Origin of the sequence: Achromobacter sp. LC458, from assembly GCF_001005835.2 — a bacterium.
Lineage (GTDB): Bacteria > Pseudomonadota > Gammaproteobacteria > Burkholderiales > Burkholderiaceae_B > Achromobacter > Achromobacter spanius_B.
In genome coordinates this window covers 1-13,350 of sequence record NZ_LBHW02000047.1, presented here as the reverse complement: position 1 = coordinate 13,350, position 13,350 = coordinate 1, and the positions used below count along the sequence as shown (strand labels likewise).

The 13,350-nt window shown below is 63.2% G+C and carries 13 protein-coding genes; 6 read left to right on the top strand and 7 right to left on the bottom strand.

Going from position 1 to position 13,350, the window contains the following annotated elements; translation table 11 throughout:
• Positions 1–5: 5 nt before the first annotated feature.
• The 7 genes from YH64_RS26185 to rpsB form a co-directional block, all read right to left on the bottom strand.
• Positions 6–1,205 (bottom strand): 1-deoxy-D-xylulose-5-phosphate reductoisomerase, encoded by a 1,200-nt coding sequence (locus YH64_RS26185; protein WP_046807183.1) that lies wholly within the window; start codon positions 1,203–1,205, stop codon positions 6–8.
• Complete coding sequence (locus tag YH64_RS26180) at positions 1,202–2,059, bottom strand: phosphatidate cytidylyltransferase (RefSeq protein ID WP_046807184.1); 858 nt, start codon at positions 2,057–2,059, stop codon at positions 1,202–1,204. Before YH64_RS26180 ends, YH64_RS26185 begins: the two co-directional genes overlap by 4 nt.
• A gap of 52 nt (positions 2,060–2,111) precedes the next feature.
• Positions 2,112–2,876 carry a polyprenyl diphosphate synthase gene (gene uppS / locus YH64_RS26175; protein WP_046807185.1) on the bottom strand — a complete coding sequence of 255 codons (765 nt, stop codon included), beginning with the start codon at positions 2,874–2,876 and terminating at the stop codon, positions 2,112–2,114.
• Between the two features lie 179 nt (positions 2,877–3,055).
• Positions 3,056–3,616, bottom strand: coding sequence for a ribosome recycling factor (gene frr, locus YH64_RS26170; RefSeq protein WP_046807186.1), 561 nt, complete (start codon positions 3,614–3,616; stop codon positions 3,056–3,058).
• A 15-nt stretch (positions 3,617–3,631) separates the two neighbouring features.
• The gene (gene pyrH, locus YH64_RS26165) at positions 3,632–4,348 is read right to left on the bottom strand and encodes a UMP kinase (RefSeq protein WP_046807187.1); all 717 of its coding nucleotides are present in this window, start codon (positions 4,346–4,348) and stop codon (positions 3,632–3,634) included.
• 175 nt (positions 4,349–4,523) lie between these two features.
• Positions 4,524–5,402 carry a translation elongation factor Ts gene (gene tsf / locus YH64_RS26160; protein WP_046807188.1) on the bottom strand — a complete coding sequence of 293 codons (879 nt, stop codon included), beginning with the start codon at positions 5,400–5,402 and terminating at the stop codon, positions 4,524–4,526.
• 179 nt (positions 5,403–5,581) lie between these two features.
• Positions 5,582–6,331: a 30S ribosomal protein S2 gene (rpsB, locus tag YH64_RS26155; RefSeq protein ID WP_046807189.1), complete on the bottom strand. Its 750-nt coding sequence runs from the start codon at positions 6,329–6,331 to the stop codon at positions 5,582–5,584.
• A gap of 850 nt (positions 6,332–7,181) precedes the next feature.
• Between rpsB and map the strand changes: the two genes are divergently transcribed.
• The 6 genes from map to lldR all read left to right on the top strand — a co-directional run.
• Entirely contained in the window at positions 7,182–8,003 is an 822-nt protein-coding gene (map, locus tag YH64_RS26150) for a type I methionyl aminopeptidase (protein WP_046807190.1), read from the top strand.
• A 17-nt stretch (positions 8,004–8,020) separates the two neighbouring features.
• Complete coding sequence (locus YH64_RS26145; RefSeq protein WP_046807191.1) at positions 8,021–10,627, top strand: [protein-PII] uridylyltransferase; 2,607 nt, start codon at positions 8,021–8,023, stop codon at positions 10,625–10,627.
• A gap of 80 nt (positions 10,628–10,707) precedes the next feature.
• Complete coding sequence (locus YH64_RS26140) at positions 10,708–11,421, top strand: MarC family protein (protein ID WP_046807192.1); 714 nt, start codon at positions 10,708–10,710, stop codon at positions 11,419–11,421.
• Positions 11,422–11,475: 54 nt separating this feature from the next.
• The gene (locus YH64_RS26135) at positions 11,476–11,970 is read left to right on the top strand and encodes a disulfide bond formation protein B (protein WP_046807197.1); all 495 of its coding nucleotides are present in this window, start codon (positions 11,476–11,478) and stop codon (positions 11,968–11,970) included.
• Positions 11,967–12,488, top strand: coding sequence for a M48 family metallopeptidase (locus tag YH64_RS26130; protein WP_046807193.1), 522 nt, complete (start codon positions 11,967–11,969; stop codon positions 12,486–12,488). Before YH64_RS26135 ends, YH64_RS26130 begins: the two co-directional genes overlap by 4 nt.
• A gap of 179 nt (positions 12,489–12,667) precedes the next feature.
• Positions 12,668–13,350: transcriptional regulator LldR (gene lldR / locus YH64_RS26125; protein WP_143215548.1), on the top strand; the 683-nt coding region annotated here is incomplete at its 3' end.

Below are 13,350 nucleotides of genomic sequence, written 5' to 3'. Positions count from 1 at the left end.
AGCCATCAGGCCAGCCCAAGGTTACCGGCGAAGATGCGCGCGTCGGCATCCAGCGCCAGCACTTCGTCAAGACTGTTGAGCGTAACAGATGCCCGGGCGGCTTGCCACTCCAGGGTGGCTTCAATGACGCGCGCGATCCAGGTGTAGGGAAGGCGGCCATCCAGGAATGCCGCCACGGCGACTTCGTTGGCGGCGTTCAGCGCCACGCAGGCGCCCTGCCCGGCCCGCAGCGCGGCAAAAGACAGCGCCAGGCAGGGAAAGCGGGCCAGATCGGGCTTTTCGAAATCCAGCCGGCCCAGACGCGTCAGGTCCAGCGGGCCCACGCCGCTGGCCAGGCGGTCGGGAAAGCCCAGCCCGTAGGCGATGGGCGTGCGCATGTCGGGCTGCCCCAGCTGCGCCAGCACCGAACCGTCGTCGTATTCGACCATCGAATGCACGACGCTTTGCGGGTGCACCACGACTTCGATGCGATCGGCCGGCATGGCGAACAGCCAATGCGCCTCGATCACTTCCAGGCCTTTGTTCAGCATGGTGGCCGAGTCCACCGAGATCTTGCGGCCCATGCTCCAGTTGGGATGGGCGCATGCCTGGGCGGGCGTCACATCGTGCAGGTCTTCAAGGTCGCGCCCGCGGAACGGGCCGCCAGAGGCCGTCAGAAGCAGACGGCGCACGCCCGGGGCGGGCGCATCGGGCGCTTGCGCCCGCCCGCCGTGGGGCAGGCATTGGAAAATGGCGTTGTGCTCGCTGTCGATGGGCAGCAGCTCGGCGCCGTGGTCGCGGATGGCCTGCATGAACAAGGACCCGGCAGCGACCAGGGCTTCCTTGTTGGCCAGCAACACGCGCTTGCCGCTACGGGCAGCCGCCAGCGCGGCGGGCAAACCGGCAGCGCCGACGATGGCGGCCATGACGGAATCGCATTCCGGGTCGGCCGCGGTGTCCGCCAGCGCCTGGGCGCCGACGCGGATTTCGGGCATCGGCTGCTTGCCTGTCCAGGCGGCGGTGAATTGCCTGCGGGCCGCGTCATCCGGCACCACGACAACAGCGGCGCGGCAGGCCTGGGCCTGTTGCGCCAAGCGTTCCATCCGGCTGTACGCGGACAGCGCATAAACCGCCAGCCGATCGGGGTGGCGGGCAATCACATCCAGCGTGCTTTCACCGATCGACCCGGTCGACCCCAGCACGACGACGCGTTGAAAAGCCGTCAAAACAACACTCCAGACAAAAGTAGCGCAAAGGGGGCCACCGGAAGAATCGCATCGATGCGGTCATAGACCCCGCCGTGGCCGGGCAGCAGCGTGCTGGAATCCTTGCGGCCGGCGCGGCGCTTGAGCAGCGATTCGAACAGGTCGCCAACAATGGACACCACGCCCAGCAAGGCGGCAATAGGCAGCGCCAGCCAGAAGCTCCAGCGTTCAACCAGCGCATGTCCGAACGAGCCGTCCCACAGGCTGGACAAGCCGATCCAGATCACGGCGCCCAACACGCCGGCAACGGCGCCCTCGATGGTCTTGCCCGGGCTGACCCGAGGAGCCAGTTTACGCTTGCCGAATGCACGGCCGGCGAAATAAGCGGCAATGTCGGCCACCCAAACCAGCGCCAGCAGCGACACCACGAACCCCGCGCCGCGCGCGATGAACATCTGCGCCAGCACCGCCCAGGCCGCAAACGCGGCGGGCACCGAGAAGACGGACCAGCCCAGGCTGGCAGGCGATGCGTCGGAACGGCCCTGGATTACGGCCGTGAAGCCGCCCAACAACCAGACGGCCGCCACGGCCGGCACCACATAGCGCAACACCCAAGTAGGGTCGCGCCAGCCCACGCCGTTGCCCGCCAGCCAGGCCGACGCCAGCGCCAGCATGCCGCAAAACAGCAGCACGGCGACGCCGATGGCAATCAGGGGGGACGGGGGCTGGGGCAGCGTCAAGCGCAGCCATTCCCAGTTGGCGCACGCGGCGGCCAGGGCCAGCAAGGCAACAAACCACCAGGGATTCGCGCTGATCATCGCGGCGGCCAGAATGGCCAACAGGATGACGGCGGTAACGATACGCTGGCCCAACATATGACGGTCTCCTCGTGTGCTGCTCTGGAAAGACACGCTTGTCGCGGTCTGCTTACTGCGCGCCGGTTTCGCTGACTTGCGCGCTGGTGCGGCCGAAGCGGCGTTCGCGGGTGCGATACCAGTCAAACGCCGCCTGCAATTCGGCGGCGCCGAAATCCGGCCAATAGCGATCCGTGAAGTAGAACTCCGCGTAGGCCATCTGCCAGATCAGGAAATTGGAAATGCGCTGCTCGCCGCCGGTGCGGATGAACAGGTCGGGCTCGGGCGCCCAGGACATCGACAGGTGCCGGGCCAGCCGCTCTTCGTCGACCCGCTCGGGGTGGGCGGCCAGCTCGGGCTCGGCCGCGAGCATGGCGCGCGTGGCTTGAAGAATGTCCCAGCGGCCGCCGTAGTTGGCCGCCACCGTCAAGTGCAAGCGGTCGTTGTGGGCGGTGCGCGCCTGCGCGGCCAGGATCAGCTCTTGCAAGCGGGGTTCGAACGCGCTCAGGTCGCCGATGACGTGCAAGCGCACGCCCTGCTCGTCGAGCTTGCCGATTTCGCGTTCAAGCGCCTGCACGAACAGGCGCATCAGCAGCGAGACTTCCTCGGCGGGCCGGCGCCAGTTTTCAGAGCTGAACGCAAACAGCGTCAGATAGCGCACGCCCGCACGACCGCAAGCTTCAACCACTCGGCGTACCGCCTGCACGCCCTTGGCGTGGCCGGCCGTGCGAGGCAGCAGCCGTCGCGTGGCCCATCGCCCGTTGCCGTCCATGATGATGGCCACGTGTTCTGGGATGTCGCGAGTATCGGGAACCGCCTGGGTCGAACTGGTTGCCATGGATGTGGGACTTAAGCGCGGAAAGCCGGCCAATATCGAAACTACGGGAGAAAAACCTGCGCCGTCGTTCCATTGCTGCGTAAGGGTGCTGCGAAGCAATGGTAAGGACGGCGCATGGGCAAGAAAATCCTGACGCCGGGGCGATACGGCCAAGCCGCTCGCCCCGAAGTAATCACGGATTATACGGTCATGATTTCCGCTTCTTTCTGGACGACCATCTTGTCGATGTCGGCCACAGCGCGATCGGTCAGCTTCTGGACATCGTCCTGCGCACGACGTTCGTCGTCCTCGGAGATTTCCTTGTCCTTGACCAGCTTCTTCAGGGCTTCGTTCGCTTCACGACGCAGGTTGCGCACGGCGATCTTGGCGTCTTCGCCTTCGCTGCGCACAACCTTGGTCAGGTCGCGGCGGCGCTCTTCGGTCAGGGCGGGCATCGGCACGCGGATGGTATCGCCCATCGAGATCGGGTTCAGGCCCAGATCCGATTCACGGATGGCCTTTTCGATCGGGCCGGCCATGTGCTTTTCGTAGGGCTGCACGCTGATGGTGCGGGCGTCCACGAGGTTCACGTTGGCGACCTGGCCGACCGGAACCGGCGAGCCGTAGTACTCGACCTGCACGTGGTCCAGGATGCCGGTGTGGGCGCGGCCCGTCCGGATCTTGCCCAGGTTGATCTTGAGCGTATCAAGCGACTTGGCCATCCTGGCTTCGGCGGATTTGCGAATTTCTGCTGCGCTCATGGAATTTCCTTTTCTTTAAACGTGTACCAACGTGCCTTCGTCTTCACCGCTGACCACTCGCTTGAGCGCGCCGGACTTATTGATCGAAAACACTTTGATCGGCAGTTTCTGGTCACGGCACAGTGCGAAGGCCGTGGCGTCCATGACTTCCAGACGGCGCACGATCGCTTCATCGAAGCTGATCCGCGAATAACGCGTCGCGGTGGGATCCTTGTTGGGATCCGCACTGTAGATGCCGTCCACTTTAGTGGCTTTCAACACGATCTCCGCGCCGATTTCCGCGCCACGCAAGGCGGCGGCGGTGTCGGTCGTGAAGAAGGGGTTGCCCGTGCCCGCGGCGAAGATGACGACCTTGCCCTCTTCGAGGTAGCGCAAAGCCTTCGGGCGGATGTAGGGTTCGACGACCTGATCGATGTTCAGGGCGGATTGTACGCGGGTGTCGATGCCCTTGTGCTTCAGCGCGTCTTGCAGGGCAAGCGCGTTCATGATGGTGGCCATCATGCCCATGTAGTCGGCGGTGGCGCGGTCCATGCCCTGCGCACCCGGGGCGACGCCACGGAAAATGTTACCTCCGCCAATGACGATGGCCAGTTCGACGCCCGTGGCGGCGACTTCGGCGATCTCATCGGTCATGCGGACGATGGTGGAACGATTGATGCCAAAAGCATCCTCGCCCATCAGCGCCTCGCCGGAAAGTTTGAGAAGAACCCGTTTGTATGCTCTGCTGCTCATAGGTGATATCCCGAAGAACAATCCGACGAAAGTGTATGACAAGAATGAGGGTGACCCTCAAAGCCCCAGGGCCGGCTATCTGCCGGGCGCTGCTGCACCCGACCCGGCCCCTCGGCGTAAAAAGGCCGGACTAGAATTTAATCTAGTGCCGGCCTTTAAGCACTACCCCAGAAGGTTAGGCGGCGCCGGCGGCGGCGGCGGCAACCTCAGCGGCGAAGTCGCTGGTCTTCTTCTCAATACCTTCGCCGACAACGAACAGCACGAACTTGCTGATCGAAGCGCCATTGGCCTTCAGATGCTGTTCGACCGTGTGCTTGTCGTTCTTGACGAAAGGTTGCGACAACAAGGTCACTTCCTTCAAGAACTTGGCGACCGAACCTTCAACCATCTTGGCGACGATGTCAGCCGGCTTGCCGGATTCGGCGGCCTTCTGCTCGGCAACCGAACGCTCGGCAGCGATGTCGGCCGGATTCACGCCGTCGGCGTTCAGGGCCTTGGGCTTGGTGGCGGCGATGTGCATCGCCAGGTCCTTGCCCACTTCTTCGGCGCCGGTGTATTCCACCAGCACGCCGATCTTGCCACCGTGCACGTAGCTGGCCAGCGAGTTCGGCGTTTCGATGCGCTCGAAGCGGCGGATCGAGATGTTTTCGCCGATCTTGCCGATCAGGGCGGTACGGGTCGTTTCAACGGTGCCTTCACCGAACGGCAGGGCCGACAGAGCGGCGACGTCGGCCGGGTTCTGCGTGGCAACCAGTTCAGCCAGCTTGTTCACAAAGCCGACGAAGTCGTCGTTCTTGGCAACGAAGTCGGTTTCGCAGTTGATTTCAACCACGGCGCCTTGCTTGGCGTCGGCGGAGATGAACAGACCGATCAGGCCCTCGGCGGTGACGCGGGCAGCGGCCTTGCTGGCCTTGTTGCCCAGCTTGACGCGCAGGATTTCCTCGGCACGAGCCAGGTCGCCTTCGGCTTCCGTCAAGGCCTTCTTGCACTCCATCATGGGCGCGTCGGTCTTCTCGCGCAGTTCCTTGACCAGGGCAGCGGTAATTTCAGCCATGTTTGCTCCAATTTTGCTAAGACACGCCCCGGCTCGCCGGGGCAGTGATTTGATTCGATGGGACGCCCGCCAGTGGCGGGCCAGGAAGATGGGAGCCCACCTTCGCAGTGCCGGCGAGGCGGGAGCGGTTCTGTTTCAAAGCCGCTCCCGGACACTAACCGCCGGACATGACAACAGGCTTAGGCCTGGTTGTCCTGCACTTCAACGAACTCTTCCTGACCTTCGCCTTGCTCTTCGACCAGACCATTGATGTTCTGTTCGCGGCCTTCCAGCACGGCGTCGGCGATGCCCTTGGCGTACAGCGCGATGGCCTTGGCCGAGTCATCGTTACCGGGGATGACGTAGTCGATGCCGTCCGGCGAGTGGTTGGTATCAACCACGGCGACGACGGGGATACCCAGCGTCTTGGCTTCGGCGATGGCGATCTTGTGGTAGCCGACGTCGATGACGAACATGGCGTCAGGCAGACCGTTCATGTCCTTGATGCCGCCGATCGACTTGTTCAGCTTGTCCAGTTCGCGTTGGAACAGCAGGCCTTCCTTCTTGATCATGCGCTCGGCGCCGCCTTCGGCGACGACGACTTCCATGTCCTTCAGGCGCTTGACCGAGGTCTTGACCGTCTTGAAGTTGGTCAGCATGCCGCCGAGCCAGCGGGCGTCGACGAAGGGCATGCCGCAACGAGCGGCTTCAGAGGCGACCAGCTCGCGAGCAGCGCGCTTGGTGCCGACAAACAGGATGTTGCCGCCGCGAGCAGCGATCTGCTTCACGAACTTGGTGGCTTCCTGGTACTTATCAACCGTCTTTTCCAGGTTGATGATGTGAATCTTGTTGCGGTGACCGAAGATGTACGGAGCCATCTTGGGGTTCCAGTAACGGGTCTGGTGACCAAAGTGGACACCCGCTTCCAGCATTTCGCGCATCAAAGACATGTAATTCTCCAAGGGTTGGTTTCTTGCGCCGCACCTGCATCAGCATCTGGCTGACACCCTGGGTGGTGAGACGCGCGATTTCCCGCAACATGCGGGATGGACAAAATTTTAACCGGGCCGACCGATCACTGTCGCAATAAAACTACTGCTTCCGCGATAAACCCAGACGACCGACACGACCAGAGCCTTGCACTACACACTTGTTCCCGCTTGTTCTGCACAAGCAGGCGCTGAGCCAGACCCTCCGGGAAATTCCTGGAAGTTTCCGGGGTTCAGCGCACCCGGACTTGTTTTGTTGGCAGCGAAATCCAGCTCTTCGCAGTCAGGCTCAACGCCATCTTGCGCATCAGACCACCAGGGCATTTCTTAAAAAAACTCGAAGGTTTTCAAGAACTTAATCTGGCGTCCATACCGAACCTGCATCGCCGCTCAAAAACATGACCGGGCGTACAAGCACGCCGTGCCCCGGTTTTGCTGATTTCAAATACCCACACAAATCCTGCGTGGCCCCTTTCGCACCTTGCGCTCTTTCAGTACCTGGCAACCTGCCCGATTTCGCTCCACAACCTTCGCTTGCGGTGAAACTTCAGGGCATGCTGCCGATCTCATGAAAGATCGTTCGGGGCAAAGAGACTGGCAAAACTCATGCGGCGCATCTTCGACCACCGCTGCCAGGATCGGCTCTTGCCGTTACCCAGTTACGGTAACAGTACTGTTACCAGCACTACTACCACTACTACCACTGCTACTACCGGTATCACTACCGATGGCTCCCCAAAATTTTAGGGAAGCCTATAATTCTACTATTCTTTCAAGCAGACATTCAAGCGAGAGATCGTCAAGTTACTCCATGGGCACAATTACCAATCCGGCCGACCTGGCCAAGATGCGCGCCGCCTGCCAGGACGCCGCCAAAGTCCTCGACTTCATCACCCCCTACGTCAAGCCGGGGGTCACCACCGGCGAGCTGGATCGCCTGTGCCTGGAATACCTGACTGACGAATTGAAGGTCAAGTCCGCCACGGTAGGCTACGCCCCGCCCGGCTACCCGCCCTTCACCGGCGCCATCTGTACGTCCGTGAACCACCAGGTGTGCCACGGCATCCCGGGCGACAAGGTGCTGAAAAATGGGGACTCTCTCAATATTGACGTCACCATCATCAAAGACGGCTGGTTCGGCGACACCAGCCGCATGTACCCCGTGGGCGAACAGTCCATCTTGTCGCGCCGCCTGACCGAAATCACCTTCGAATGCATGTGGAAGGGAATTCAGCAGGTCAAGAACGGCGCCACCCTGGGCGACGTAGGCAACGCCATCCAGAAGCATGCGGAATCCAACGGCTTTTCGGTGGTGCGTGAATTCTGCGGCCACGGCATCGGCCAGCGCTTCCATGAAGATCCGCAAGTGCTGCATTATGGCAAGCCCGGCACCGGCGTGAAACTGGAAACGGGCATGTTGTTCACCATTGAACCCATGATCAATGCCGGCCGCCGCGAAATCCGCCAGCTGGCCGATGGCTGGACGGTGGTCACGCGCGACCATAGCCTGTCCGCTCAATGGGAACACGCGGTCTGCGTCACGGAAACCGGCTATGAAGTGCTGACGCTATCGCCCGGCATGCCGCCCCCGCCGGCGTTCATCACCGAGCCCATCGTCATCCCCGCCGTGTAACGCATCGCCGCCCGCCCATGACCGCCGAATTCCTGAGCTCCCTGCGCGAACGCATCCAGCAGTCCCGACGCGCCGCGGTGGCGCAGTTTCGCGAACACGAGCGCCCGGACACCCTGCTGTCTGAATTGCGGCGCATCGTGGACGCCGCGCTGCGAGACCTGGTCAAGCACTATCCGCTGCCGCTGGGTGCCACGCTGGCCGCGGTGGGCGGTTATGGCCGGGGCGAACTGTATCCGCATTCCGACGTCGACCTGCTGATTCTGTTGCCGCACGCCCCCACGCGGGAAGAAGAAACGGCGATTGAACGGCTGGTGGCGTCGCTGTGGGACTTGGGCCTGGAGCCCGGCCACAGCGTGCGCACCATTGAAGACTGCGAGCGCGAGGCCGACGCTGACATCACCGTGGAAACGGCGCTGCTGGAATCGCGCTGGCTGGCGGGCAGCCGCATCCTGATGCGCAAGTTCGACGCGGCCACCAAGTCGCGGCTGGATCCGCGCGCCTTCTTCCAGGCCAAGCGGGTCGAGATGCAGCAGCGCCATGCGCGCTATCACGACACGCCCTACGCGCTGGAACCGAATTGCAAGGAATCGCCCGGCGGCCTGCGCGACTTGCAAGTGATTCTGTGGATGGCGCGCGCGGCGGGTTTTGGCGACAGCTGGCGGTCGGTTGCGCAAGCGGGCCTGTTGACCTCATCCGAGGCGCGCGACCTGCGCAAGGCCGAACAGGCGTTCAAACGCCTGCGCATTGAATTGCATCTGCTGTCGAACCGCCGCGAGGACCGCGTGCTGTTCGACTTGCAGCCGGCGCTGGCCGAGGTCTACGGCATTCATGCCACCGCCACGCGTCGCGGCAGCGAACTGCTGATGCAGCGCTACTACTGGGCAGCGCGCCTGGTAACGCAGCTGAACGGCATCCTGGTGCAGAACATCGAAGAACGGCTGTTTCCGCGCCCCGATAGCGACGCGCGCGATATCGACGACGATTTCCGCAACCTGCGCGACCGCCTGGACATCATTCGCGACGACGGTTTCGAACGCAACCCCACCCTGCTGCTGCGCGCCTTCCTGGTGATGCAGCAGCACCCCGAACTGACCGGCATGTCGGCGCGCACGCTGCGCGCCATCTGGCATTCGCGCCATCGCATCGACGCGCAGTTCCGACGCAACCCGGTCAACCGCAAGCTGTTCCTGCAAATTCTTCAGCAGCCGCGCGGCATCGTGCACGAGCTGCGGCGCATGACGATGCTGAACATCCTGCCCCGCTACCTGCCGGTGTTTCGCCGCATTGTGGGCCAGATGCAGCACGACCTTTTCCACGCCTACACGGTGGACCAGCACACGCTGGCCGTGGTGCGCAACCTGCGCCGCTTCACCATGCCCGAGCATGCGCAGGAATATCCGCTGGCCAGCCAGCTGATTGCCGGGCTGGACCGGCACTGGCTGCTGTACGTGGCCGCGCTGTTTCACGACATCGCCAAAGGCCGGGGCGGCGACCACTCCGAATTGGGCGCCCGCGAAGTGCGCAAGTTTGCGCAAGACCATGGCATGGATCCGGAAGACGCCAAGCTGGTGGAATTCCTGGTGCGCCACCACCTGCTGATGTCGGCCGTGGCGCAAAAGCGTGACCTTTCCGACCCGGCGGTGGTGCAGGAATTTGCCAGCACGGTCAAAGACGAACGCCATCTGACGGCGCTCTATCTGCTGACGGTGGCCGACATCCGGGGCACCAGCCCCAAGGTGTGGAACGCCTGGAAGGGCAAGCTGCTGGAAGACCTGTACAAGTTGACGCTGGCCGCATTGGGCGGCGCCCACGCGGACGCGCACACGGTGCTGACCGAACGCAAGGAAGAAGCGGCCCGCCTGACGCGCCGGGCTGGCCTGCGCGACGACGCCCGCGAGGCCTTCTGGAACCAGCTGGACGTGGCCTATTTCCTGCGCCACGACGCTTCCGACATTGCCTGGCACACGCGCCACCTGTATCACCAGGTGGCGCCGGCGCAAGCCGTGGTCAAAGCGCGCCCCACCGAGCAAGGCGAAGGTTTGCAGATCATGGTCTACACGCGCGATGCGCCGGACCTGTTCGTGGCGATCTGCGGGTACTTCGACGCGAAGAGCCTGTCTATTCAGGACGCGCGCATCCACACCACTCGCCATGGCTGGGCGCTGGACAGCTTTATCGTGCTGCTGCCCGAAGGTGCCAGCGACCTGCGCGCGCAAGCCACGCTGGTGGAACACGAACTGGCCGAACGTCTGAAAGACCCACAGGCGGCCGCGCAAGCGCAGCCCAACCGGGGCGGCTATTACGGCCGCAACCGGCAATCGCGCGTGTCGCGGGTATTTCCCGTCATGCCGCAGGCTGAACTGCAACCGGACGAGCGCAGCACATCGTGGCGCCTGTCCGTCACGGCCACCGACCGCCCTGGCCTGCTGCACGCTTTGGCGCGCGTGTTCGCACGGCACGAAATCAACCTCTTGATGGCCAAGATCATGACGCTGGGTGACCGCGTGGAAGACGTCTTCATCGTGGACGGATCCACTTTGGCCCGCCCCCGCAGCCAGATGCAGTTTGAACGCGACATCCTGGATGCGCTGGCCGGCGACGAGGCGCAACAGCGGGTCGCTTGATCTGACCGCAGCCGCGGCATCGCCAGACGGCACCCGGACCGCATACAATCCGGGTTTTCGGCCACGCGATGCCCGCCCTCATGCAGCTCAACGACTATCTGCGCGTCTTTGGCAGCAGCTTCTTTTTTGCGCTGGCCACGCTCTTGCCCTTCCTGAACCCGCCCGCCATCGCGCCAATCTTCCTGTCGCTGACCGAAGGCGCCTCGTCGGCCACGCGCGTGGTGCTGGCCAAGCGCGTGGCTATCAACGTGTGCCTGATGCTGGTCGTGGCCATGGTGGCCGGCAACGTGCTGCTCAGTTTCTTCGGCATTTCGTTGTCGATCGTGCGCGTGGGTGGCGGCATGCTGGTGATTGCCAGCGCCTGGCGGCTGGTGAATTCGCCGGATGCCGATACCGAGCGCGTGGCCCGCATGGCCGAATCGTTTACGCCTGAAATGGCCAAGGCGCGCGCGTTCTACCCGTTAACCTTCCCCATCAGCTGCGGCCCGGGCTCGATTGCCGCCGCCATTACCGTGGGCGTGTCGCTGCGCGACCAGAACCATGTGCTGAGCCTGGTACGCCTGGGCGGCTCGATTCCCGGCATCATCGCCGTGTCGCTGACCCTGTATATCTGCCTGCGCTTTGCCGCCCAGATGCTGCACCGGCTGGGCGACAACGGCACGGCCGTGTTCATGCGGCTGTCCGCCTTCATCATGCTGTGCCTGGGCGTACAGATCTTCTGGGAAGGCGCGCGCGACCTGATGCTGGGTTTGTTGACACAGGTGATGCAACCAATTCCGGTTCCCAAAGCCTAAGCGTTGGCCGGGCCGCGTGCCCGCATCGACCAATCTCAAGACAAGCTAAAAAAAATGACTACCCGCTCTGAACGCCTGCTACGCCTGATTGCCCTGTTTTGCTTCGGCGCCGTTGGCGTGGCCCTGATTTCACAACACGTCTTTGACATGCCGCCCTGCGCCTGGTGCGTGCTGCAACGCCTGATCTATCTGGTGATCGGGGTGGTGGCGCTGGTGGGCGGTTTTGGTGGCGGCCGGGCGCTGACCCGCATTGCCGGCGCGCTGGCGGCGCTGTTGTCGTTGTCCGGCGTGGTGGCGGCCTGGTACCAGTACACCGTGGCGGCCAACATGCTGTCGTGCGACCAGACGTTTGCCGACCGCTTCATGACGGGCATCGGCCTGGAAGGCAACGTGCCCTGGGTGTTCGGCATTTTCGCCACCTGCATGGACGCCAAGGTGCCGGTGCTGGGCATCGAATACGCCCTGTGGAGCCTGGCGCTTTTCGTGATCCTTTTCTTCATGGCGCTGCCGGTGGTCTTCGGGCGCGCGCCTGCTCGCTCGGCGCTGTGACTACCCTGAAATTTCTTACCGGCTATCCGGAACCCCTGCTCGTCCAGGCCCAGACGCTGCTTGAGCGCGGCAAGCTGGGCGACGCCCTGCTTGCGCGCTACCCGGATGGGCCGCACGACATCCGCACCGACCGCGCGCTATACCAGTACGTGACCGACCTGAAGAACACGTATCTGCGCAATGGCGACCAGATCAACAAGGTGGCGTACGACAGCAAGATTCATGTGATCCAGCACGCGCTGGGCCAGCACACGTACATCTCGCGCGTGCAGGGCGGGAAATTGCGCGCCAAGCACGAGATCCGGGTGGCGACGCTATTCAAGACCGTGCCCGCGCAGTTCCTGAAAATGATCACCGTGCATGAGTTGGCGCACTTGAAAGAGAAGGACCATAACAAGGCCTTCTACAACTTGTGCCTGCGCATGGAACCGCACTACCACCAATACGAATTTGATCTGCGGCTGTATCTGACGCATCTGGAAGCCACCCGCGAAACGCTGTGGGCGCCGGTTGGCTGAAGGTCGGGCAGCGTCGCTTTACAACAAATTGGTCGTACCAGTTTTGCTTGGCAATATCGCGAATTAAACGAATCTTCCCGCGAGATTGAGCGGCGATTCTTGGGTATCATTACCTCCGGCGCGTGATTGGCATGCGCCGCCGCCCGCAAGGGACGGCAAATTGGTCGTACCAATATCCCATGCGCCTGTCAGACCAAGTCGCTGAAAAGCTGTTATCCCTGATCCAGGCCCGCAACATCGCGCCGGGTGGAAGGCTGCCGGCCGAGCGCGGCTTGGCGCAAAGCCTGGGCGTGTCACGAACCGCCTTGCGTGAGGCCATCCAGAAGCTGTCCAGCCACGGCATCCTGATCAGCCGCGTCGGCGCCGGCACGTTTTTGACGGCCGACGCGCATCAATGGCCGCAGGAATCGATGTCGCCGTTGGCCGCGCTGATGCAGCACGACCCGCAGTACCGCTATGACGTGCTGGAAACGCGCTGCGCGCTGGAAACCAGCACCGCCAGCTACGCGGCGCAACGCGCCACCGACGCGGACAAAGCCAAGATCCAGCGCTGCTTCGATCAGATGGTCGACTACCAGCAACGCGGCAATGCCGAGCTCTCGGCCCACGCCGACGCGCAGTTTCACCTGGCCATTGCCGAAGCCTCGCACAACCTGGTGCTGCTGCAAGTCATGCGCGGGCTGTTCGACCTGATGCTGTCCACCGTGGCGCAAAACCGCCGCATCATGGTCATCCAGGACAGCCCGTCCTCGCACGACAAGCTGACCCATCAGCACCAGGCGCTGATGCAAAGCATCCTTGACGGCGACGCCGACCAGGCGCGCGCCGTCATCGGCCAGCACCTGGACTACATCCGCGCCAC